This is a genomic window from Pseudarthrobacter sp. TAF60_1 (genome assembly GCF_052113505.1).
Taxonomy (GTDB): domain Bacteria; phylum Actinomycetota; class Actinomycetes; order Actinomycetales; family Micrococcaceae; genus Arthrobacter.
Genome location: NZ_JBFRDI010000004.1, coordinates 216,126 through 236,146 on the forward strand (window position 1 = coordinate 216,126; position 20,021 = coordinate 236,146).

General features: G+C 61.1%; 21 protein-coding genes and 1 pseudogene. 9 read left to right on the plus strand and 13 right to left on the minus strand.

Going from position 1 to position 20,021, the window contains the following annotated elements; translation table 11 throughout:
- Positions 1-20: 20 nt before the first annotated feature.
- The 3 genes from AB4Y73_RS06855 to AB4Y73_RS06865 all read right to left on the minus strand — a co-directional run bounded on the left by AB4Y73_RS06855 (position 21) and on the right by AB4Y73_RS06865 (position 1,918).
- Entirely contained in the window at positions 21-587 is a 567-nt protein-coding gene (locus AB4Y73_RS06855; protein WP_441870203.1) for a DUF6036 family nucleotidyltransferase, read from the minus strand.
- Positions 584-1,204: a helix-turn-helix domain-containing protein gene (locus tag AB4Y73_RS06860; protein WP_441870205.1), complete on the minus strand. Its 621-nt coding sequence runs from the start codon at positions 1,202-1,204 to the stop codon at positions 584-586. Before AB4Y73_RS06860 ends, AB4Y73_RS06855 begins: the two co-directional genes overlap by 4 nt.
- Before the next feature lie 570 nt (positions 1,205-1,774).
- A complete protein-coding gene (locus AB4Y73_RS06865) occupies positions 1,775-1,918 on the minus strand; it encodes a hypothetical protein (RefSeq protein WP_441870207.1) in 144 nt (47 codons plus the stop codon).
- A gap of 684 nt (positions 1,919-2,602) precedes the next feature.
- On the opposite strand from AB4Y73_RS06865, the gene AB4Y73_RS06870 reads away from it, so the two are divergent.
- Positions 2,603-3,253: an NACHT domain-containing protein gene (locus AB4Y73_RS06870; RefSeq protein WP_441870209.1), complete on the plus strand. Its 651-nt coding sequence runs from the start codon at positions 2,603-2,605 to the stop codon at positions 3,251-3,253.
- A 204-nt stretch (positions 3,254-3,457) separates the two neighbouring features.
- On the opposite strand, the gene AB4Y73_RS06875 is transcribed toward AB4Y73_RS06870, so the two are convergent.
- From AB4Y73_RS06875 to AB4Y73_RS06885, 3 genes are all read right to left on the minus strand, one after another.
- Positions 3,458-4,618 carry a DUF998 domain-containing protein gene (locus tag AB4Y73_RS06875; protein ID WP_441870211.1) on the minus strand — a complete coding sequence of 387 codons (1,161 nt, stop codon included), beginning with the start codon at positions 4,616-4,618 and terminating at the stop codon, positions 3,458-3,460.
- 362 nt (positions 4,619-4,980) lie between these two features.
- Positions 4,981-5,106 (minus strand): hypothetical protein, encoded by a 126-nt coding sequence (locus AB4Y73_RS06880; protein ID WP_441870213.1) that lies wholly within the window; start codon positions 5,104-5,106, stop codon positions 4,981-4,983.
- A gap of 214 nt (positions 5,107-5,320) precedes the next feature.
- Positions 5,321-5,512: a helix-turn-helix domain-containing protein gene (locus tag AB4Y73_RS06885; RefSeq protein ID WP_441870287.1), complete on the minus strand. Its 192-nt coding sequence runs from the start codon at positions 5,510-5,512 to the stop codon at positions 5,321-5,323.
- 604 nt (positions 5,513-6,116) lie between these two features.
- Here AB4Y73_RS06885 and AB4Y73_RS06890 point away from each other — a divergent pair.
- The 5 genes from AB4Y73_RS06890 (at position 6,117) to arr (ending at position 13,582) form a co-directional block, all read left to right on the plus strand.
- On the plus strand, positions 6,117-8,963 hold the full coding sequence (locus AB4Y73_RS06890) for a hypothetical protein (protein ID WP_441870215.1): 2,847 nt from the start codon (positions 6,117-6,119) through the stop codon (positions 8,961-8,963).
- 9 nt (positions 8,964-8,972) lie between these two features.
- Positions 8,973-11,009 (plus strand): phospholipase D-like domain-containing protein, encoded by a 2,037-nt coding sequence (locus tag AB4Y73_RS06895; protein WP_441870289.1) that lies wholly within the window; start codon positions 8,973-8,975, stop codon positions 11,007-11,009.
- 648 nt (positions 11,010-11,657) lie between these two features.
- Positions 11,658-12,629: a magnesium transporter CorA family protein gene (locus tag AB4Y73_RS06900; RefSeq protein WP_441870217.1), complete on the plus strand. Its 972-nt coding sequence runs from the start codon at positions 11,658-11,660 to the stop codon at positions 12,627-12,629.
- Positions 12,630-12,778: 149 nt separating this feature from the next.
- Positions 12,779-13,063 (plus strand): hypothetical protein, encoded by a 285-nt coding sequence (locus AB4Y73_RS06905; protein WP_441870219.1) that lies wholly within the window; start codon positions 12,779-12,781, stop codon positions 13,061-13,063.
- 120 nt (positions 13,064-13,183) lie between these two features.
- Positions 13,184-13,582 (plus strand): NAD(+)--rifampin ADP-ribosyltransferase, encoded by a 399-nt coding sequence (gene arr / locus AB4Y73_RS06910; protein WP_441870291.1) that lies wholly within the window; start codon positions 13,184-13,186, stop codon positions 13,580-13,582.
- Between the two features lie 30 nt (positions 13,583-13,612).
- Here arr and AB4Y73_RS06915 read toward each other — a convergent pair whose 3' ends face one another.
- From AB4Y73_RS06915 to AB4Y73_RS06925, 3 genes and pseudogenes are all read right to left on the minus strand, one after another.
- On the minus strand, positions 13,613-13,789 hold the full coding sequence (locus AB4Y73_RS06915; RefSeq protein ID WP_441870221.1) for a hypothetical protein: 177 nt from the start codon (positions 13,787-13,789) through the stop codon (positions 13,613-13,615).
- A gap of 481 nt (positions 13,790-14,270) precedes the next feature.
- Complete coding sequence (locus tag AB4Y73_RS06920; protein WP_441870223.1) at positions 14,271-14,390, minus strand: TniB family NTP-binding protein; 120 nt, start codon at positions 14,388-14,390, stop codon at positions 14,271-14,273.
- A 46-nt stretch (positions 14,391-14,436) separates the two neighbouring features.
- Positions 14,437-14,752, minus strand: a pseudogene (locus tag AB4Y73_RS06925) (integrase core domain-containing protein); the annotation flags it as partial.
- Positions 14,753-14,830: 78 nt separating this feature from the next.
- On the opposite strand from AB4Y73_RS06925, the gene AB4Y73_RS06930 reads away from it, so the two are divergent.
- A complete protein-coding gene (locus AB4Y73_RS06930; RefSeq protein ID WP_441870299.1) occupies positions 14,831-15,148 on the plus strand; it encodes a hypothetical protein in 318 nt (105 codons plus the stop codon).
- Positions 15,149-15,278: 130 nt separating this feature from the next.
- Here the strand turns inward: AB4Y73_RS06930 and AB4Y73_RS06935 are convergent, their stop codons facing one another.
- From AB4Y73_RS06935 to AB4Y73_RS06945, 3 genes are read right to left on the minus strand one after another with little or no spacing between them, the layout of a single operon-like run.
- Positions 15,279-16,094 (minus strand): alpha/beta fold hydrolase, encoded by an 816-nt coding sequence (locus AB4Y73_RS06935; RefSeq protein WP_441870225.1) that lies wholly within the window; start codon positions 16,092-16,094, stop codon positions 15,279-15,281.
- A complete protein-coding gene (locus AB4Y73_RS06940) occupies positions 16,091-16,564 on the minus strand; it encodes an SRPBCC family protein (RefSeq protein ID WP_441870227.1) in 474 nt (157 codons plus the stop codon). Before AB4Y73_RS06940 ends, AB4Y73_RS06935 begins: the two co-directional genes overlap by 4 nt.
- Positions 16,557-16,910 carry an ArsR/SmtB family transcription factor gene (locus tag AB4Y73_RS06945; RefSeq protein WP_441870293.1) on the minus strand — a complete coding sequence of 118 codons (354 nt, stop codon included), beginning with the start codon at positions 16,908-16,910 and terminating at the stop codon, positions 16,557-16,559. Before AB4Y73_RS06945 ends, AB4Y73_RS06940 begins: the two co-directional genes overlap by 8 nt.
- A gap of 74 nt (positions 16,911-16,984) precedes the next feature.
- Here AB4Y73_RS06945 and AB4Y73_RS06950 point away from each other — a divergent pair, with 74 nt between their 5' ends.
- On the plus strand, positions 16,985-17,374 hold the full coding sequence (locus AB4Y73_RS06950) for an ATP-binding protein (RefSeq protein ID WP_441870295.1): 390 nt from the start codon (positions 16,985-16,987) through the stop codon (positions 17,372-17,374).
- Positions 17,375-17,802: 428 nt separating this feature from the next.
- Here the strand turns inward: AB4Y73_RS06950 and AB4Y73_RS06955 are convergent, their stop codons facing one another.
- Positions 17,803-18,777 (minus strand): aldo/keto reductase, encoded by a 975-nt coding sequence (locus AB4Y73_RS06955; protein ID WP_441870229.1) that lies wholly within the window; start codon positions 18,775-18,777, stop codon positions 17,803-17,805.
- 774 nt (positions 18,778-19,551) lie between these two features.
- Here AB4Y73_RS06955 and AB4Y73_RS06960 point away from each other — a divergent pair.
- Positions 19,552-19,881, plus strand: a complete 330-nt coding sequence (locus AB4Y73_RS06960; RefSeq protein ID WP_441870297.1) for a winged helix-turn-helix transcriptional regulator — start codon at positions 19,552-19,554, stop codon at positions 19,879-19,881.
- The last annotated feature ends 140 nt before the right edge of the window (positions 19,882-20,021 follow it).

The following is a 20,021-nucleotide window of genomic DNA, read 5'->3' on the forward strand; positions in this document are numbered from 1 at the left end:
CGGTATTCCCCACGAATGGACTATTCGTTGGGTTCGGGCTGGGGTTCGAGGGTGGTGGTTGCGTCGAGGGCGTCGTCGACGACGATGAGGTAGTTGTCGCGTCCGGCGGCGAGGGGGATGGAGTGTTCGCCGTATTTGTCGTAGGCGAGGTTGACGGCGTCGGCGGCTTCTGTGATGTGGAGTCGGCGCAGGAGCCGGGCGATGTCGAGGGTGTCTTTGTCGCGTTCGGCGGCGATTTTCATGGCCAGGAGTGTTTCGGTGTCTGCGGCCTGGATGGTGAGTCCGTCGAGCTGTTCAATCTCGACCCAGGTGGCGTTCTCGGGAACGAAGGCTGAGGCGTTGGTGTTGAGCCAGTCGGGCGCGAGGTCGTAATCTGAGGCCATGTCGGCGACGACTGCGTGGATGGTGTGTGGGTCGGCGTAGCTGGCGTCAATGTCGGCGGTGGGGCGGTTGCCGATGCCTTGGAGGATGAGCGCGGCACCGCCAACGAGTTTGACATCGCCGTGGGCGCCGGCGGCCTGCAGGCGCCTTCCGAGTTCATGGAGGAGTGCACGGATTTGTGCGGCGGTGAGTTCTCCGCCGGTCATGCCGTGGCCAGGCTGCGTTCGCGGATAAAGACGTTCAACGCGGCGAGTTCCGGCGGGGTCTCGGTGCGGGTGAGTTCCTTCATGGGAGCCCGGACGCTGCGATAGGACTCTGCTGGCATCCAGGCCTGGTCGAGGGGCTTGATCCGTCGCGTCCAGGATGGCGTGGGTTGGCCGAGTCGGTGCGCGGTGTAATTGGTGATTCCGGCGAGGGCCGCCGACCAGTGTGGGTCTTTGAGGCGGGGGCTGCGCTGGAGCAGCGGGGTGCCGGCGGTCAGGGATGCGGTGGCGTAGTCGGCGAGCATCTTGATCGCGAACTCAAAGTCCCGCTCGGCGAGAAGCCGGGTGAAGGTTGTCGCGTAATCGCGCCGTGCCGGGTCGAAGTCGCTGCCGCGGGGGATGGGATCTGTGGCGGCCAGGGACAGGTCGAGGGCGGCCATGACGGCCAGGGTCTTGCCAAGTTCGGCGCGGTCGTGGCCCGACTCCAAATCGATGAGGAACTTCCGTGACACCCCGGCCATGTCGGCAAGGGTTTGCTGGGAGAGTCCCTTGACTGTGCGGCGGGCGCGGATGATGGCGCCCGCGGCTGCGGGCGAGTCGATGCTGGTTTCAAAGGTCATGGGCATCCTCCTGTGCTGTACCCAGTATGTCACCGAATGGTGACAACAAAATCGTTGCTTGGCAGGGCCTCTGTTCGGTCGGGGCGGTCATGCCCTGTGTCGTCCGATCCCCCATGAGCTAAGTAGGAAATCGCCCGCGGATGGAAGGGCTCGGGTGAAGTGTCTGAACCCTCGATTGGTGGCCGAATGTCATGACTCGGCCGTGTCGGTACTGGGGCCTCGTCGTGGTGGTTCGGTGGTCGCTGGCGTGTGCCGGTGTGCTGCCGCACAGCAGAAAAAGGGGGGTGTGCACGGTGTGCACAATGTGCACACCCTGGGCTTCGGATCGGGGCCGGATTGCCGATGTTTCCGGGACTTCCCAGTGTTTGCAAGGGACGGAGTCCGGTTCGAGTCCCACCTCGGGCACAGTGTTTCCTCAGGTCAAGAGCCTCTTGCAATGGGCAGTGTTGACAAAGCTTGACTTTTGGAATTTTTTCCGCATGGGGAGGGGTGCTGCTTTACTCTCGGGGGCCATTGGGCCGCTTCCTTGATCAACAAATCCTCACAGCTCAACTCATGCTCAAGCGGCCTTCATTGCTCGGCCCGGTCAGGGTTCACGGCCAGCACTCTTTCGCTCGCCACCCCCTCGTCCGCAATCACCCCGAACTGCAATCCCGTCGGCAGCAGCGGCAAGTTCCGCCCGACCATCACCGTGAAGGCCAGGAGATCCACCATACGCGGGGGTCCGTAGTGTCGATCTCTATGTCCCAATCAATCCCCAACGGATACCTTCGCTTGGCGAAAACCGCCAGTTCCCTCCAGCAGAGCACCTTCGTGTTTTGAAGGTTATACGACGAAGGGACCCCTTGCGTGCCGGCAAGGCAATGATTAGGGACTGGCGTAGCATGAGGAATCCGTAGCGGGCTGGGGCGTCCGACCTATAAGGAGACGGCATGCCTTTGCTGATTCACCGGATAGCTAACAGCCGGCCCGTTAGCGAAGACGCCGCTCTATTCATAAACTCGCTTCGCCCTGAGCCCCATGGTGTTTTCAGGGTCCGTAGCCAGCGATTCGACAGCGTGCAGTTCGTGACGACCCTCGTTCCCGACTCTAGGGACACAACTCAGCAACGTGTGATGTTTGAGGCCTACATCCTTTACTACGAGGATTGAGGTCGGCGGGGCAGTTCCCGGAGTTCGCCGTGAGAGTGCCTTTTCCACCAGACATTGGCGCCGTCCCTGAATGTGGCGGACACACCGCCCTTGTGGCCGTCCTCACGAGGATAAAGCGGCAGACTGATCATGTCCGTCTTCCGGAGAAATTGCTTCGTTTCCCTGGTTGTTTTCTCTCTCTTCCAGCACAAGAGTCCGCTGGCCGATGCGAAGGCATGGAATACGTACGCGGAAACACTGACCTCACGTGACAGCGAGGAAGCTTGAACCGCCCGATCAGTTGAGGCTGCCGATTCTGGTGCGCTGCGACCAGCTCCACGCCCATGCAAATAGCTCAATTGAAGAGATTTGCGTTGATGTTCTGGCGGTGGCGAAAAACCAATCCAGTGCATTGGCCGCTTGGCTCATCAATCATTTACAGACAGCAGAAAACATCCTCCTTCTAGATGCCCTGGACGAGATCCCAGGAAACGTCGCGTCGTTGCCTCTTGGACAGAAGCTCGAGAGGTGGGCTGACAGGTCGAGTCCCGGAAGGGTCATCATCAGCAGCCGAATCGCGGGATATGAGAGACCACAGGGACTCATGCTGACCGAAGTCGAGCTCCAACCGTTTTCCCCCGTCGATGTAGGCGCTTATGTTGATGCATGGGGTCTGGATCAGCAGAGCCGTGCCAGAATCCACGAGGAGCTCAAAACACCATCATTCATGGGCTTGGCACGTACTCCGCTGCTGCTGGCCTTTATCTGCTCCGTAGCCAGCCAACCTGAATCCTTGCCCCGGAGACGCAGAGAACTATATGACAGGATGCTCGACCAACTACTCGGGGAACACCACCGGCGGCGCCGGCAAGCGACTGATCCCTTGGGTCATCCAGAATGCCATCCGGGACAAGGATGACGATGGCGGCGGCCCCCACAGCGAACATCACAGGATAGCCCTGAAAGGGGAGAATAATGGGGTTTCGCCAAATATGAACTAGCGATATCGCCGGTGCCACGATCGACGTTTGTAAGTTAATTACCGTTGTCGCCCGTGCTGGACGAACAAGCTAAGGCGTTAACAGCGCAAAGATCCTGAATTAACAGGTTCTCTAAACGACCATCACTCTAGTGGGTTTGAGTCAGAGCTTTCGGGGCGGGTTGTCGTCCGAGACCTCCCGGCCGGCCGAGGTTTCGTCGTTCGAATTTGCTTATGGTTGGCCGATACTTTGGTCCATCCGCCTCCGTGCCGTTGCTGATAGGTACGGGTCTCCAATCTTTCACGCCTAACCGGAACTGCCTCAGGGATGTGGGCCCCCGCCGCAGGGACTGTTTGGTCCGCGCTCGTCCCATCCTTAGCCCCAGCGAACAACTTTGCGGCAAAGTCGGGCGAGGGCGTTGACTCCGCATGTGCCGACAGAGTTAGAAGTGGCACTACCGAATCGGCTCCCGTCTTGGCCTTAGCTCTGGCGGCCTCGAAGCGTCCAGCGCGCGGCCCGTTGCTGAGGGTATATCCCATAAAGAACATGCCGGCGATGAACCCATAAACCACTAGGCGCTCCCAGGTGCCGAGGACCGCATCGGGTGTGGGGTTGTCGTGGTTCAGGACAAGCATCATGCCGCCGCCAACCGTTGCCACCGCCGCGGACGTGAAAATCCAGGCTGCTGAAATCCAGTCCTGCCTAACCCACAAGAAGCCGAGGAGTATCAGGCTTATCACCCCAAAGATCAGAAAGGCGCCTGTGCTGTTGCCATGCATCGTCGGGTTGTAGTCTTCCGGCCAACTGCCGACGCCAATCAGTCCGAGCCCTGCAATGCCCAACGTGACGCGCATGATCTGCGTCGTGAGCTCGCGTGTTTTGTGCTGCCACGCTGTGGGCTGCTTCGTTTCCCGCACCTCTCCTGGGTTTAGTCGTCGGCCTGCCATCTTCAAAACATCCCCAGTGATGAGCGCGGCGGTTACGATGACGCCGACGCCCAGGAACATGAAGGAGAGATTGACCACGGGAAATAGGGGCGAACACACCCACCGTCCGTATTGCGTGGTGGGGTCTTGGGGCTGGCACATTGTTGCGCCGAGGTCGCTGATGAAGTTGAAGCTGTATCTGTAGTGCGGGTGGGCGTCATTCATCGTCCCCCACATGATGATGGCGAGTCTCTCGATCACAAAGTACTGAACGAGGCTTCTAGCCGCCCAGGCGGCGACGGTGTGGCGGGCATCTCCAGGGGTGCGCGATTCTTTCCACGGGAGCAGTAGCTCGACCGCGCGCTCTATCTTGCTCATGGCGATGATTAAGGCCCTCGGCAGTATTAAATACAAGAGGCAATTGATAGCCAGAATGGCCTTTATTTTGACGCCTTGGAGACGAAAAAGGGGAAGGCTGTTCCCCGCCAAAAACGCGGCCCTCCCCGGTCTGAGGAGCCGCCTTGGCCTGGACGGTCATCAATCAGTCAGTAGTGTGCAACACGTATCCGGTCCGGCTGTCCCGAATGGGGGGCTTGGAACGTCCGGAACGGTCTCAGCGTCGGGCCTCGTCGGCGTCCGGCTTCGTCGTTGTGATCCCGCCCGCACAGCCCGGAAAAGCCAGTAAAGGCCTGGTCCAGTTCGTCGTCGGTCATGCCGATCCCGGTGTCGCTGATCTCGCACTAGAGTTCGTGGCCGGTGGCATCGACGTTGATGGTCACGGTGCCGTGGCGGGGAGTGTATTTGATGGCTTTCGAGATGAGGTTGTCGATGGCCTGGCCGGCCGCGTCGGGATCGAAGAAGCCCATGGCGGATCTATGGAGCTTACGCAGACCCGAAAAGCAAGGGCTTTCCGAGACATCGTTTCACAGCCCGGAGGCGCCGCTCAAAGTGTCGTTTTCACAAGTTGACTGCACAAGCGCCCACGGAATTCCGGGGTTGTGCAGACGAGTATGGATATTGAAATGTCAGAAGTGTCCTGCACGAAGCTGCATTCTGCTCAATAGTCCTCTGCACCAACAGTCATCTTTTCCGAAGCCGCCTGCACCAACCTGCAGAAACTACTTCTTTGGTGCCTCGGTCGGTCGCGTCCGTTGCCGGGACCCATCGGTAGAGGGTGGGCACGGAAACTCCTAGGGTGGCGGCGACCTCCCGCGGCGGTGTTCCCTGCTTGAGGAGTTTGCGGGCTGAGCGGATCTTGGCATCTGTCTGTATTTTGACTCAACACCGCCCATCACAGATCCCGCGACGGAGTGACTACGGAACGGCCTACTGCCTGTCTCCTAAAGCCCGTGGCCGCATCTACGCGCCGCTGCTCGTCGAAGCGGACGCGGACCCGGCCGGGTCGACTGAAGAATTTCCGTGGGTTCGACCATCAATCGGGCTCACCATCACTGCCAAGAAAACTGCCCGGCCGCTCGACAAAGAAAATACAGACACCCCGAGGGCCATATCACTAGGGCCCACGCGGTCAGGGGCTTGAGGACCACGGCCCTTGCTTATCTACGACCCGGAATCAATTCCCCACGAACCCCGACGAGATACAAGCCCCGTAACGCACCAGTAACACCGCCCGGCCCACGATGTTATTCCAGCAGGCGCGGCGAATCCGAATTTTGGTTCAATGCGCAGGGCCGTGGATCAGAAGTGTGGAAGTGAATCATGCCCCGGCCACTCGATACAGAATCGCATGAGAGGCACGTACCATGACTATGGGCGACGGGATACACCGGGATGCCGCTTCGGTGTCCCGGACCGGACACAATTGGCTTATCGTTGGGGCTCTGGCCTTGAACACGTTCAGGTTTGGATGCGTTCGATGGCCACGGTGAAGCGCATCACTGATCTCTCGGACTACACGTCTGTTCTTCCGTATGCGAGCGAGATGTTCGGCGTCTACCAGCCATTGCTCGGTTGGAAGTCCACGCGCATCGCGCAACGCTTCGTGGCGGGGTACGCGAACGACAAGTCGTCGCTTATCGAGAGGCTGAAGACCAGGTTCGCCGCGATCGTGGAGGTCCGCTACGGGGACAACAGCGTCACCATCGCGATCAGGCCGGGCGTGCTCTCGGGCGGAAAGATCCGAACGTTTGACAGTGTCGTGCTCGATCGCTTGGCCGGGCACTTGCCCGTGTTCGAACAGCTCACGACGGCGGTGTGGGCGTCCACGATCACGCCCGATCTCGTGAACACGATCCTGGAGAAGGACGTGGTGGAATTCTACACGAGCGCCTACGCCGACATTTCCAAGAGCGGGGACGGTTTCGCGGCCGGCGGGCGTACATCCTCATCGGCCCTCGATCGCAGGAACGCCCAGATCGCGGCATTCGAGCACAGCGTTCGTTTCGAGTCATCCGTGGCTGGGGCGATCAATTACCTCGTTCAGCAGAAAAGCTACGCCGTGCTCGAGCGGATCTTCTACGTCACGAAGGACAGCATCGACGAAGCCCAAGGGCTCCTCCGTCAGGCCTCGGCGGCGAGCGGCATCGACGCTTTCCTCGGCATCGACAACCTTGATCCGCGCGACAAGGATCAGCTCGAGTGCGTGGCGCTGTCGCCGATCGGCGTCGTTCACCTCTTTCGTCAGTACTTCTTCGAGCTCGATACGTTTCTGGGCACGCCGGTCAGCCACGTTTGGCTCAGCCCGGGTTCAACCGTCGAGCTGATCGAGACCCACACCCGCCAGTCGATCATCGAGAAGACGCTTGAGACGACTCTTGAGACGCTCACGAAATCGGAGACGACCACCACGCAGCAGGACGAGATCTCGGAGGCCGTGAAGGAGGACACCCGGAACGACGTGAAGTTCGGCGCAAGCATCCAGGCGTCGTACGCGTCAATCCAGGCGACATCGAGTTTTGACTACGGTCACTCCCAGCAGACGGCGCGCGAGGTGACGCATAAGCAGATGCGCCAGCAGACGGAGAAGCTCTCCTCGGAGATTCGGAAGAACTTCAAGTCGACGTTCAGGACGGTGACCGAACAGACGGATTTCTCGAGCGCCAAGCACACGATGGCGAACACGACGAACGAGCTTCTCAACTACGAGCTCCGCCGAAAGATGCGGCAGGTGGGCGTCCAGGTGCAGGACATCGGAACGTTCTTGTGCTGGCAATCGTACGTCGACGATCCCGGGCGCGAGCTGGGCATCGCGAAGCTGGTCCATATCGCCAAGCCCGCGGAGCTCGAAAGCATCCCGCACCCCGAAGAGATCCCGTTGCTCCAGCCCTTTCAGGAAGAACCGCTGGTGACGATTCCGTTTATCTCCGCCGACGGCACCGACGCGGACAACGAGGGCGTGGTTTACGTCAACGGCGCGGCGGCCGAGTATTGGGGCCTTGACCACGAGGAGATTCAAACCGATTTTCCGCAACAGTTGGTGTGTCAGAAGGCCAACTATCAGCTCACCAACGTCGAGTTCGACCCGCAGGGAAAGCCCTTCCTCTTATCGCGGCGCGGTGTCCTGCCGAGTGACGGAACCTTCACCCTTCACCTCGACTCCGCCGATTTCCAGGGGCAGAACAGCGTCCAGGTGAAGCTGGTCCTTCAGTGGTCGCCGAAGCCCGGCGCAAACGATGACATCGTCGCCAGGAATGGCGATGCCCTGGCGAGCTTCAAGGAAGCCGAGAAAGTGGCCTACGAGAAGGCATTCGTCGAGACGGTCAAGGACCGCGTGACGCTCGCGAGCAAGATTCAACCGCGCAGCGCCGACGGGCTTCGGGAGGAAGAGCGGATCTCCGTCTACCGGAAGTTGATTCAGGACATGCTCCTGAACGGCGTCGATCTGCCCGATGATCGGACGCGTCACGTCACGGCGGAGCTCTTGAACGCGATCTTCGATGTAGACAAGATGCTCTACTTCGTCGCGCCGGAATGGTGGCGCCCGCGAATGCACCGGAGCCGCCAGCAGCTCCAGCCGACCGCGACACCGACCGTCGACTACACGTCCGCCGCGGGATCCGTTGCCGGCGCGGTCATGCGCAATGGTCTGATGAAGCGCGTCCACACGTCGGACGCGAACGTCTCGGCCGTGAACCCGATGAGCGCAAGCACCGTCGGCTGGGGCGGCGCCGATGATGCCGCGCGGGACAATTACTTCATCACCGAGGCCTCGGATCCGGCCAAATTCGGAAGCTCGCTCGGATGGCTGCTGCAGCTCGACGGCGATAACATGCGAAACGCCTTCCTCAACGCCCCCTGGGTCAAGGCCGTGATGCCGATTCGCCCGGGGATGGAGACGGCCGCGATCAACTGGCTCGAGGCCGTCGAGGGGATGAACGGCATTACCGACGACGTCGTCTACCACGCGAGCAACCCGGACGAGAAGGACGTCGACGGCAATCCCCTGGGCGGCCAAAAGATGATTGACGTCCTGAAGGATCTCGCCGAGAAGATCCGAAGAAAATACAAAGAGGGTGTCGAGACCGGGAAGTACCCGAAGCAGGATGAAGTCTCCGATCCCGCGTTGGTCGACGAGGAGAATACCGTGACCGCGACGCCGAGCGACCGCGTCTACGAGCATGGCTTCTTCCCCCTTGAAGGCAGCTTCCGGGCGAACGTGGGAAAGAACTACGAGATCTTCGACCAGTGGATCGAGATCCTGCCGACGGACCAGATTGTCCCGGTCGAGGTCAAGTACGACCCCAAGACCGGCCGGCAGGTCTGAGTGACCGCCATGGGCGACGTGCCGTTTGATCCCGTTGGCGGAATCTCCCCCATCAGAGGAATCGATCCGTTGCCCACGATCGATGCGGTCCCGCAGATCGGATCCGTCCCCGCCAACCCGCCATTTCGTCGTCAGGACCTGCCGGACGGGGTGCAGGCGAGCTTCTCGGCGGGGGTGTTGCAGACCCTGGCCAGGAGGCTGGATCCGGACTTGGATATTAAGCATCCATTCTGGCTGGACACGGTGGACCTTGCCATCGGTGACCCTGTCGCCCCTGTCCGCGAAGCGAGGAAACTCGCCGACATCGTCTTCTTCATGGAGCACCCCGAGCGCATGAACAATGCGGGCGAGGGAAGGCTGAGCGATCCGGAAGACGAGGACTTCTACAAGACGCGTGCGGAGTGGGATCTCTACCTCACGATCGTCACGAGGAGGCTCGATCCCACGTACAAGCCGACCGTCTTCCTGCCGGAACTCGCGTCACGAAGCTACGACGGCTTCATCGCCAAGCAGACGACGGGGCGCGCCACGTTGATGGTGAATGGACGGGACTCGGACGGCACAGGAAAGCTCGGAAAGCTTGTACAGCGAAATAATCCCAAATCATGGAGCCTGGTCGGCGGTTCCAAGGACGACGTGTCGACATTCACACTTATGCAGAAGGCCGTAGAGCAGCTGGGAAAAGGCGATGCACTCTACATCGCGAGCTGGCAGTTCGCGCCGCAAGACACCCAGCTCACGATTGAGCGTCCGGGGATCGGCACGCATTGGAGCGATCTCCTCGTCAAGAAGGCGAATGACGGGGTCAAGGTGCGCGTGATCGTCGCACAGCACCCGAACGGGTCCGGCTTGATGACCCCTCTGGCCCCACTCGACGAAGTCATCAAGAACGTGTCGGAGGGCCAGGGCGACAACTTCAAGTACATCCTGAGCCCGCTGGGCGAGATAGCAGTCCACCATCAAAAGTTCGTCGTCGCGCTGAAGGGCAACACCGCGACCGCCTTCTGCGGCGGTCTCGACATTTCCTTCCATCGCACACCGCGGGGCTATTGGCACATCAACTGGGTCTGGCATGACGTCGGAGCCCAGCTTGAGGGAATGATCGCACGCGATCTCGAGCGCGAGTTCGTCGAGCGCTGGAACCGCGAGCGGACCAGCTCGAAGGTCCGGCTCACTGGGTGGCAGGATCCAGAAACGCTCGCGCAAAGCTCGGGAGGAGGCAACGGTGCGGCGGCCGTGAATGGCCAAAAGCTGCAGATGGTGCGCACGGTCGCGTCCGGGCAGACTAGATTTCAGGCCCTCTCGTCGCGTGTCCCGGTCATCCGTGATGACATCTGGCGAGGTTACTTCCGATTGATCGGGCGCGCCACGCGCTTCATCTACCTCGAGAACCAATACTTTCACGTGCCGGAACTCGCCGACGCCATCGTGAAACAGGCGCAGGCCATACCCCAACTCATCGTCATGGTCGTGGTTGGAACCGGAACCGATGACCGGAAGCGCGTTGACCCGACCGAAAAGGATCAGGGAGAGCGGGATAGGCAGCAGAATGCGGTCAACTTCTATCAGAACGAGATGTGGTATCGCATGAAGTTCTTCAAACGATTGCTTCACGGCATCCCAGAGAGCCGCGTGAGTGTCTACACGCTCCGATACGAAGACGGGATCACGCACGCGAAGCTCGTCCTGGTCGACGACGAAGCCCTCACGCTGGGTTCAGCCAATGCGAACTTCCGAGGATTCGTCCGAGATACGGAGCTCAACGTGATCCTGGACGATCCGAAGACCGTGAGGGACTTCCGCCTTCGGCTCTGGGCGCACAACCTCCACGTTCCTCCCGGCGAAGTCGCCAAGTGGACCGTGGACGACTTCATAAAGCGTTGGAACCATGCCGCCGGCCAGAACTTCCGGGTGCGGAAAGAACCGTCCCGGCTCGTCGGGGAAAGTATCATTCCCTTCGATCCGCTCAACACGCATGATCCGAACTACGAAGAGGGCAGGAACGCGCCGATTTTCGGGTTCATCCCGCCCGAGCATCACTTCTGATGCCGGAACGCGCACCTGTTGTCCAGGCCAGAAGACGGCTCTGCCATTGCCGGAACAGAGCTGGACGCAGCGCTCGATGACGCGCCGCAATGGCCTTCGACTGCACAGATGGTGCGTCCGGGGGGTCGGGCTTGGGCGCACGGTGACGGCAACAGGCTGATCGGCAACCGGTTCGCTCGGTCCGCACGCGGAAATGAGGAAAGAACCGTAAAACGCGATCAGGATTCTACGTCGCCCCGCCACGACCTCCCCTTTGCGCTGAACAGCACAAGCCCGCGGATGGGCTGCGTTTCTGGCCAAATGCTAGCCCCTTCGACGAGATGCTGCCAGGCGCCAGGCCTTGGAGCTCTCACCGCGCGGCGCATCAGGGGGCCGGCCACCTTAGGAGCGGCGAGGGCCAACAGAGCTCCTTGTTATTCCAAGCCGATGGTTCCGGGTAAAAATGGCTCTAACGTTGGACGTTTCACTTTTACAAGCCACCCCACGCCGCTAAATAGAGCGTCCTGCTGACGCTCGGCAACCACATCGAGGCGCGAGACCGAGGTCTGCGAGGTCAATTCCGAGGGCGGCCCTATGCGCCGTACTGCAAGGTCAGGACACTGCCGAAGCTGGGAGAGGGGTGAAGGAAGCCGCAGTACTATATGGCGAATGGTTTTCATACGGCTGTACCGCGAAGGCAAGCTCGAGCGCGAAGATGTTGGCGCCCACGAGATCGAGGTCTTGGCCCACCAGGATGATGTGGTGTTGTGGATCGATTACACGGACCCTACCGCGGATGACCTCCTGGGAGTGGAGACGGTGTACGGGCTTCACCGCCTCGCCGTTGAGGACGCTGTCCATGACTTCCAGCGACCCAAGCTGGACCGCTATCCGAACCATCTCTTCCTGTCCGCCTACGAAGCCCATCTGGTCCCCGGCACCGGCGAACTGGCCGTTGCCGAGATCTCGGCCTTCGTCACCCGGAACGCGCTGGTGACCGTCCACGGGCCCGAGTTCGACACCGACAAACTGAAGGCGCACTGGGATGCCGAAACGGACCTGACCGTCCATGGGGTGCCGTTCCTATTTTGGGGCCTGCTGGACCTGATCGTGGACGGGCACTTTGACGCTGTCCAGGAACTCGACGGCTATATCGAAGCCCTGGAAGACGGCCTCTTCGATGACCACTCCCCGTATCACGACTTGCAGCGGAAAACCTTTGAGATGCGCAAGAGCCTTGTAAAGCTCCGCCGCATCGTCCTGCCCATGCGGGAGGTTCTGAACACTCTGCTGCGCCGCGATGACCTTGTCGGCTGCAGCGCGGTCATGCAGCCGTTCCTCCAGGACGTCTACGATCACGTGCTACGGGCCACGGAATGGACCGAGTCCCTTCGGGACCTGGTAACGACAATCCTGGAAACCCACATCAGTATCCAGGGCAATCAGATGAACCTGGTCATGAAAAAGGTCACCAGCTGGGCCGCGATCATTGCCGTCCCCACGGCCGTGACGGGCTTCTTCGGACAAAACGTACCGTTCTTCGGATTCCAGAGCGATTCAGGGCTTTGGCTCTCACTGTCCTTGATCGTCGCCGGATCGGTCATCCTCTACGTGGCCTTCAAGAAACGGGACTGGATCTAGGAGCACGGCCCCCGGCAGATGTGCTTAGGGCTGGCCGTCGAGGGTGTGGGAGTGCAGTGGTCGCGCGGCGCTCGCATTCTCTGTGATGGCTGCGGGACACGCCCGCGCTCGTCCGCAGGACTGTCAGTGCCCGGGAGCACTATGGAGTTATGACGGCTCCAACTGTTGAGGCGGCAATCCACGAACTGATGGATCTCGCCTGGAATCTTGTCTACGACCTGCTCGAGCAGCGGGGCCTGCTCGGGGACGGGTTGAATGTCGAGGAGTTCACCGGGATCCATTCCTGGGTGGAAGACCTCACCCGCTACATCGTGGTTCATTCCCGGACGGTCGCGATCCTGTTCATGGACACCCGGCCAGTGGACGCCATCGCCTTCCACCACGACCTGCTGGGCGCCGACGACCCGAAGTCCTTCTTCACGTTGCATGGGTAGTGTCAGGGCCGGTCCACGAGTCGCCTCGCCCGGTCCTGCGAGGCCGCTTCCTGCTTCATCTGCCGGATCCGGGGATGTCAGGCGATGACATCGGCTTAGGCTGTAAATGTGAACCAACCAATGGATGAGGGCCCGTTCTTTCACGGCACGAAAGCCGATCTCAAGGCCGGTGATCTCTTGAGCGCAGGCTTCCGGTCGAACTACCGTCCAGAAGTCGTGATGAACCACATCTATTTCACCGCCCTTCCGAACGGCGCGGGGCTCGCTGCAGAACTCGCAGCCGGTGACGGCGCCCCGCGGGTTTACGCCGTCGAGCCGACGGGGGCCTTCGAGAACGACCCGAACGTGACCGACAAGAAGTTCCCCGGAAACCCCACCCGCTCATATCGAAGCACTGGACCCCTCAGGGTCATTGGCGAAGTTACCGACTGGACTCGCCTGACGCCCGAGGAACTGAATGCATGGAAAGACCGCCTGGCAGCACTCCTGGCCGACGAGCGGGGCGAAATCATCAACTGACGGTCCAGGGCTCCGCTTCTGCCAGCCTGCTTAGCTGTGGAGGGCGGCCACCGCCTTGGACGCCGCCTGGATACTGGCCCAGCCGCGCTGGCCGGCTGCTGCCGTGCGGGCGTCGAGGTCCCCCTTGTTTCGCAGGATGGCCACGAGTGTCGCGTTGACGACGTCCTCGCGGAGCTCATTCAGCCAGTGCCCGCGGATGTTCGGCATCACCGGAACGCGCGCCCGGATCGTCAGGAAATGTCCGCCGATCAGGGCCGCAGGGAAACAAATAGCGACAACAAAGAGTTTGACGAGGTTGTCACGGTCCGTGGCACTACGAAGAACGGCGGTGCGACGAGGGCCAGCAGCAATCCCAGGCGCAGGACCAGGACCTCCCGGGCACTGCCGGAAGCCTTGCGGCGGCCAACGTCGGCGGGTTCAGATCCAACTCGGGGTCGCTGAGTTCACTTTGGCCCAGTCCGTGTTCGAGCTACTGGGGCTTCGGTCAGGAGCGATGGTGCCCTCGCTGCGGGTGAGGAGGTAGCGGGCCATGTCATCGGCCGGCAGATTCGATCGCGTGCGCAGCGGGAAAGAGGAAGCGAAGCTGGCCAGCAGGGACAACAGGTTTGCATCGGCCTCCTACAAGGGCAGCGTCATGGGCTCAAACCGGTTTTCGAGCTAGTCATCGGAACGGATCGCGAGATAGGCCTCACGGTCCCGACCCCCACCAGAGGGATCCGCAGCTCGTTCCCAGGAAGCGCAGCAGGTTCAGGAATTCGCGCCGGACATCCGCCCGGCCGGCCAGCACATTGTGCAGTTCGTCAATCACCTGAGGTGTGTCAAGGATGTGAGACAGTCGCGTAGTTTCTTTTTGGTCAGGCAGCCGCGGGAAGCGGTTGTTCGGTGGGCGGGAATGCTGCCATTGCGGTGGCTGGCGGCAGGCCGTCGTTGTTGCTGTGGGGTCGCCAGCGGTTGTAGAACACTTCGATGTACTTCATCACTCCGCGCCGGGCTTCCTGGCGGGTGGTGAAGCTGTGGTGGTAGAACTCGTTTTTTAGGGATGAGAACGCCGATTCTGCCACTGCATTGTCCCAGCACACGCCGGTCGCTCCCAATGGACTGCCGGACGCCGTTGCCGGTGCACCAGACACTCATTTCCCGGGACGTGTATTGCGTTCCGCGATCGCTGTTAAGCCGACTTCGTTTTAACTGCGGCCGCGGCACCCAGTACAGGACCTTGACGCCGGGGAAAAAGTCACTGATCCCTTCGTGTCTAATCTGCTCACTGCCTTGGCCAGGGAACATCTCGCGGCAGCCGACAAAATCGGCGAAGGGATTGAGTACTGGGTTGTTGCCTCGAATAAAGACCTCGGATACACCTCGAAGGGTTTCCGCGCCAAGCAACGGGGCCGGGACGAGCTGGTCCTTTTCAGCTACAACGACGTCCTGAGTCCACCGAAGCAACAGGCGTTGGTCGCAGAGGCCCTGACTCAAGAGGCGCTGGAAATCACTCGCCAATTCCGCACGGATGCATTTTCGAGCGGTCCAGTGCAGCGTACGTTGACCGGCAAAGAAATCTATAGCTGACCAGAAGGTATAGGGGACCGGCGGCGATGCCACAGGCCAGCAATAACCGCGTGGCCGGGGAAGGGGACCGGGTTCGCTGGGATCTCTGACGTTCGACTGGATAGCTGATTTTGGGCATGGTCTGTTCTGGTCAATCGGTGAAGAAGCCGCGGAGTTCTGCTGCCATTGCTGCATCTGAGACTTGGTGTGTTTGGCCCTCAAGGGTGCGGTGCAGGGCTTGGGGGATGGCGGCGGCTGTTGTTGTTTGGGCTGAGGTCATGGCTGGGGCGGCTTTTCCACCGACCATGACAAGGGTCGGGACCGTGATTTTGGCGAGTCGGTCGGTGGGTGCGGTGAAGTTGTTGAGAACGGCGATCTCGTAGGGGAGTGTGTTGGCGGCGTCCTTTTGGCTCTTCCAGATCTTTGGCATGAGGCGCAGCATGATGGGCACAAAGGCCGGGACGCCGATCATTTTGACCAGGAAGTAGGAGACCATCGCGCCGCGTTTGTTTTGGGCGAGCAGTGAGTTCAGGTGCCCGGCGTGGTCGATGGGCGTTCCGTCGGCGTCCCCGACTCCTGTATAGGGGGCTTCATAGGTGGCGAGCTTGCGCATCGGGATACCCGCCGCTGCTGCTTCGAGGGCGAGGGCGGCGCCGGAGGAGATTCCGTAGACAAAGGGGTCTTCGCCCGCATGGGTGATGACGGCGGCGAGGTCTTCGATTTCACGTTCCACGGAGTAGGGCCGGGTATCACCGCTGTCGCCGCGGCCGCGACGGTCGTAGAAATACACGGTGAAGGAGTCGGCAAGCGTTGTGGCCAGTGACCGTGCCGGGCCGAAGGACCGGCCGCAGAAGGCGCCGTCGACCAGTACCAGGGAGGGGCCGGTGCCGAGGTGTTCGACGGAGATGGGGGTCCCGTCCGCTGAGGTGATCTGGGTGACCTGGGTTTGGGCAGAGCTGGTTTTCATGCTGTGGGCCTTTCGAGGAGGGTGTCGAGTTTGGTGAAGGACAAAATCCATCCGGCGTGGGTCATGTCCCGGATCTCGTCCGTGAACGGGCCTTGGTGGAGGGTCATGCGCGTCCGATCGCCGTGATCGTGGAACTGTAGCCGCAGCACGACGTCGTCCACGGGTCCAGCCAAGGTCAGTGCGGTCAGTTGGATCTCAAGGAATTCCGGTGCCTGAAAGGCGATGATGCGTCCCCTGATGGGGTGGCTGGCCCCGGTGGCGTTGTCGACCATGGTCAACTCCCAACGGCCATGCTCCACGAGCTCCACCGTGATGCTGTCGACCGGTACGTGAACTCCTTCGGGCCCGAACCAGGAGGCGAGGAGTTGGGGTTCGGTCCAGAATCGCCAGACCGTGTCCCTAGGTGCGGCGAAAGAGCGGGAGATGAAGACATCGTGTTCTGTGATTTCCTGCTGGCGCCTCTCAGACATCTCGGCCCCGGCCCTTGGGCGTGGTGTCGCGCTGAAACGCGGCCAGCGCGCCGTCGAGTTTGTCGAAGGACTCACCCCAAAACTCCTTGTACCGCTCCATGTATTCGCTCGCTTCCCTAAGCCGGTCGGGCTCCAGATGACTGAACCGGGCAGTCGCCACCCGGTTCCGAGAGATCAGGCCGGCGTTCTCCAATACCTTTAAATGCCTCGAAATAGCCGGTTGGCTGATCCTGAACGGCGCCGCGAGGTCGGAAACCTGCGCGTCGCCGTCCGCGAGTCGCTGCAGAATTGCCCTCCGGGTCGGATCTGCCAGCGCTCCGAACACTGCACTCAATTCATCAACCATCAAGATCATAACCTTACCATTATATAATTACCTTGTTATAGAGTAGGGCCGGTTGAGCCAAGCGTCAAGCCCTCATCCGCGCGCACCACACCGATGGCAGCGTCACTCGCGCCGTCGCCAAGATTCTCCGCGCCGAGGTGGTGGTGGTTGATGGCATCGGCTTGCTGTCGGTGGCCACCGACGCCACTGAAGGCCTCTACAGGGTCGTGGACGCAGCCTACGAAAAACGCTTCGTCGCGATCAGCTCCAACCTCCACCCCGCCGGCTTCGACGAGCTCATGCCCAAAACCCTGGCTACCGCCACCGTTGACCGGCTGCTGCACCACGCCCACGTCTGCCAGACCAGCGGCGATTCCGTCCGCCTCACCCAGGCCCTCGCTGGAAAAGGAGTCATCCGACTGTTCGAGTGCGCGATAAGGTTATTCTCTCGTATAGACCCATTCCCAGCGCCCGTGCGGCCGTAGGAGCAAACTGTTGAGCCTTCCTGGTGCCTCCTCAGTGAACACTCCCGGTCCGACGGCCAGGCACCAGAGGACGCGCAGAATTGGGCGGCCTTCATCGCTCGGTACGATGCGGATCGATAGATGCGCGACCAATTACCAGAGGCTATGTCTCAGCGCGCCGCGGCCATGTATTACCTTCTCCGGCGCATTTAAGCTCTCGATGGAGGCATGCGACGGCGCCGTGGACTACGCCGGAATCTACCGGACCAGCCCTGCGCCAGCCTGAATAGGTTGCTCCCGCCGGGCAGCTTGCCGTAGAAGGGCTGGTCGATTAGCCGCGCACTGTTCGCGTAGTTCCCACAGCTTCCTTCTGACCTTGGTGGATAAAAGCAACCAAGGCTAGGCATTCGTGGGAATGCCGAGCCGAGGCCGGTTCGTTTACCGGGGGCTCAATATCCCGCGATTTCGTGCGGCACGTAAGGATTTTCAAGTTCTGACTTTTCCTCCGGGGTGAGCGGTAGCTCGAGAGAGCTCACAGCGTCGTGGAGATGTTGTGGCTTGCTCGCACCGACGATAGGCGCGCTGACCACGCTGTTGGAGCGAACCCAAGCCAGGGCCACTTGGGCGCGCGACACCCCTCGGCGTTCGGCGATAACGCGCACGGCGTCGGCGACCGCCCGGTCACCGCTCTCGGCACTGTAGAGCGTCTTACCGAACTCGTCCTTCTCCGAACGATTGGTTTTCTCGTCCCAGTCCCGGGTCAGTTTGCCCCGGGCCAGCGGACTCCAGGGCAGGACCCCGACCTTTTGGTCGGCGCAGAGGGGAAACATTTCGCGTTCCTCCTCCCGGTATACGAGGTTGTAGTGGTCCTGCATCGTCACGAACCGGACCCAACCATTGATCTGCTGCAGATGAAGGGCCTTGCTGAATTGCCAAGCGGCCATCGAGGAGGCCCCGATGTAGCGGACTTTGCCGGCCTTGACGACGTCATGCAGGGCTTCAAGCGTTTCCTCGATAGGCGTGGCGGGATCCCAACGGTGAATCTGGTACAGATCCACGTAGTCCGTCCCCAACCGGGTCAGGCTGGCGTCGAGCTCCGCGAAAATGGCCTTGCGCGAGAGGCCCCTTCCGTTCGGGCCGGGTCGCATCACGCCGTGGACCTTTGTGGCAATCACGATTTCCTCGCGACGGGCGAACTCGGCCAGCGCTCTGCCTACGATCTCCTCGCTGGAGCCGTTGGAGTAAACGTTCGCGGTGTCGAAGAAATTGATGCCAGCATCCACAGCTTGGCGGATCAGCGGCCGGCTCTCGCTTTCAGGCAGCGTCCACGGATGGGGACCCCGCGCGGGATCCCCATACGTCATACATCCCAGTGCCAGCGGCGAGATGTCCATGCCCGTGTTGCCGAGCTTTACGTAATCCATGTTCGTCCTTCGCCTTGCAGTCCGGTCGCAGCTGCAACCCCTGCCACCACGCTATGTGAAGAACAGCCCCTTGTGAGCGTCCGCATGGCGACACGGGCGATCCCACTGTCCCGGCCTCGCAGGCAGACGAAATTCAGTTGAGGCTGGAGAAGCTACCTCGGGCATAGTCCCGGCGGACCTCACCGGCTGGTCGCTGCCAACACCTACGACAAGCTCATTGCGGCAAAACCACAGGCCCTCCCGCGGAGGCACCTCCTGGCCCCGAGGGAATGGGTCGACCCGGAGAGCGACAAAACGTAGGCAGGAAACGCCTTGCCGAGCTCCGGCCCTGGCATTTCAAAGAGCCGGTAATGGACGTTTCGTCCGGTGTGCTGGGGCACCTGGGTTACGTCATCTGCTAAGCGTGACTTCGCGTTGTTGTTGGTCCACATGTCAACCGGGAGGGGGCCGCCCCGTGCCTGAAGGTCCTGTGCCTGCTTGCAACACCTTTCAGATGGAGCTGCCCGTGGTCCTAGTGCGAAGTCGGATGGGCACGTTGCCGCTTTTTGGCCTGGCCATGCTGGTGCATGTCCAAAAAGCTCATGAGATGACGTTTTCCCCCAGGCTAGAGGCGCTTTACGGGCCTCTAGCCGTGTGTATGCTGTAGACGTTGCTCGACAAGCAGGTGAGATTCTGCGTTGGTCTCCCACCGCTGTTTTCTACTATGAGCAGCGAAAGTTGTGGGATGGGTGTCGCGGCCCCGCCGCTCGGCACGCCTAAGCAAAGCGGCTGTTCATCGCTCTCAGTGGGGGTCCGTTGAGGTTCGGTGAGCTGCGGGAGGCCGTGGACGGTATCAGCGGAAAGGTCCTGGCCGATACCCTGCCGGACTTGGAACGGGACGGGAGCGTGGACCGGACCGCGTATGACGAAATGCCTCCCCGCCTGGAGTACGAGTTGACCACCCTCGGCTGCACGCTGCGCGGGCCGCTGACGGCGCTGGGCCGTTGGGCAGAGAAATACATTGAAGACGTCATGTCAGCGCGGGAGTCCTGTGACAAGCGCCTCGCCCCAGATGCCCTGACTAGGGGATGCTTGTCTATGGTATCTGGGCTACGCTGGGCGTGATTCTCACCGTGCTGCTCGCAGCACTCCTCTTCGGCGAATTATTAAGGCCGATGATGCTGACGGGGGCGCGCTGGTCATCGGGGGCGTGCTCTGTGTTGAACCCGGTTCGCACCAACCACCCAAAGAGGAGGTTGGGTCAT

Bases quoted from the DNA above. Each gene is read 5' to 3' on its own strand.
- AB4Y73_RS06860 (WP_441870205.1), bottom strand. From the start codon at position 1,204: ATGACCTTTGAAACCAGCATCGACTCGCCCGCAGCCGCGGGCGCCATC.
- AB4Y73_RS06945 (WP_441870293.1), bottom strand. From the start codon at position 16,910: ATGGTTGATGAATTGAGTGCAGTGTTCGGAGCGCTGGCAGATCCGACC.
- AB4Y73_RS06905 (WP_441870219.1), top strand. From the start codon at position 12,779: ATGACGGCTCCAACTGTTGAGGCGGCAATCCACGAACTGATGGATCTC.
- AB4Y73_RS06880 (WP_441870213.1), bottom strand. From the start codon at position 5,106: ATGGGCTTCTTCGATCCCGACGCGGCCGGCCAGGCCATCGACAACCTC.
- AB4Y73_RS06855 (WP_441870203.1), bottom strand. From the start codon at position 587: ATGACCGGCGGAGAACTCACCGCCGCACAAATCCGTGCACTCCTCCAT.
- arr (WP_441870291.1), top strand. From the start codon at position 13,184: ATGGATGAGGGCCCGTTCTTTCACGGCACGAAAGCCGATCTCAAGGCC.
- AB4Y73_RS06935 (WP_441870225.1), bottom strand. From the start codon at position 16,094: ATGAAAACCAGCTCTGCCCAAACCCAGGTCACCCAGATCACCTCAGCG.
- AB4Y73_RS06915 (WP_441870221.1), bottom strand. From the start codon at position 13,789: ATGCCGAACATCCGCGGGCACTGGCTGAATGAGCTCCGCGAGGACGTC.
- AB4Y73_RS06890 (WP_441870215.1), top strand. From the start codon at position 6,117: ATGGCCACGGTGAAGCGCATCACTGATCTCTCGGACTACACGTCTGTT.
- AB4Y73_RS06955 (WP_441870229.1), bottom strand. From the start codon at position 18,777: ATGGATTACGTAAAGCTCGGCAACACGGGCATGGACATCTCGCCGCTG.
- AB4Y73_RS06940 (WP_441870227.1), bottom strand. From the start codon at position 16,564: ATGTCTGAGAGGCGCCAGCAGGAAATCACAGAACACGATGTCTTCATC.
- AB4Y73_RS06895 (WP_441870289.1), top strand. From the start codon at position 8,973: ATGGGCGACGTGCCGTTTGATCCCGTTGGCGGAATCTCCCCCATCAGA.
- AB4Y73_RS06900 (WP_441870217.1), top strand. From the start codon at position 11,658: ATGGTTTTCATACGGCTGTACCGCGAAGGCAAGCTCGAGCGCGAAGAT.
- AB4Y73_RS06865 (WP_441870207.1), bottom strand. From the start codon at position 1,918: ATGGTGGATCTCCTGGCCTTCACGGTGATGGTCGGGCGGAACTTGCCG.
- AB4Y73_RS06875 (WP_441870211.1), bottom strand. From the start codon at position 4,618: ATGAGCAAGATAGAGCGCGCGGTCGAGCTACTGCTCCCGTGGAAAGAA.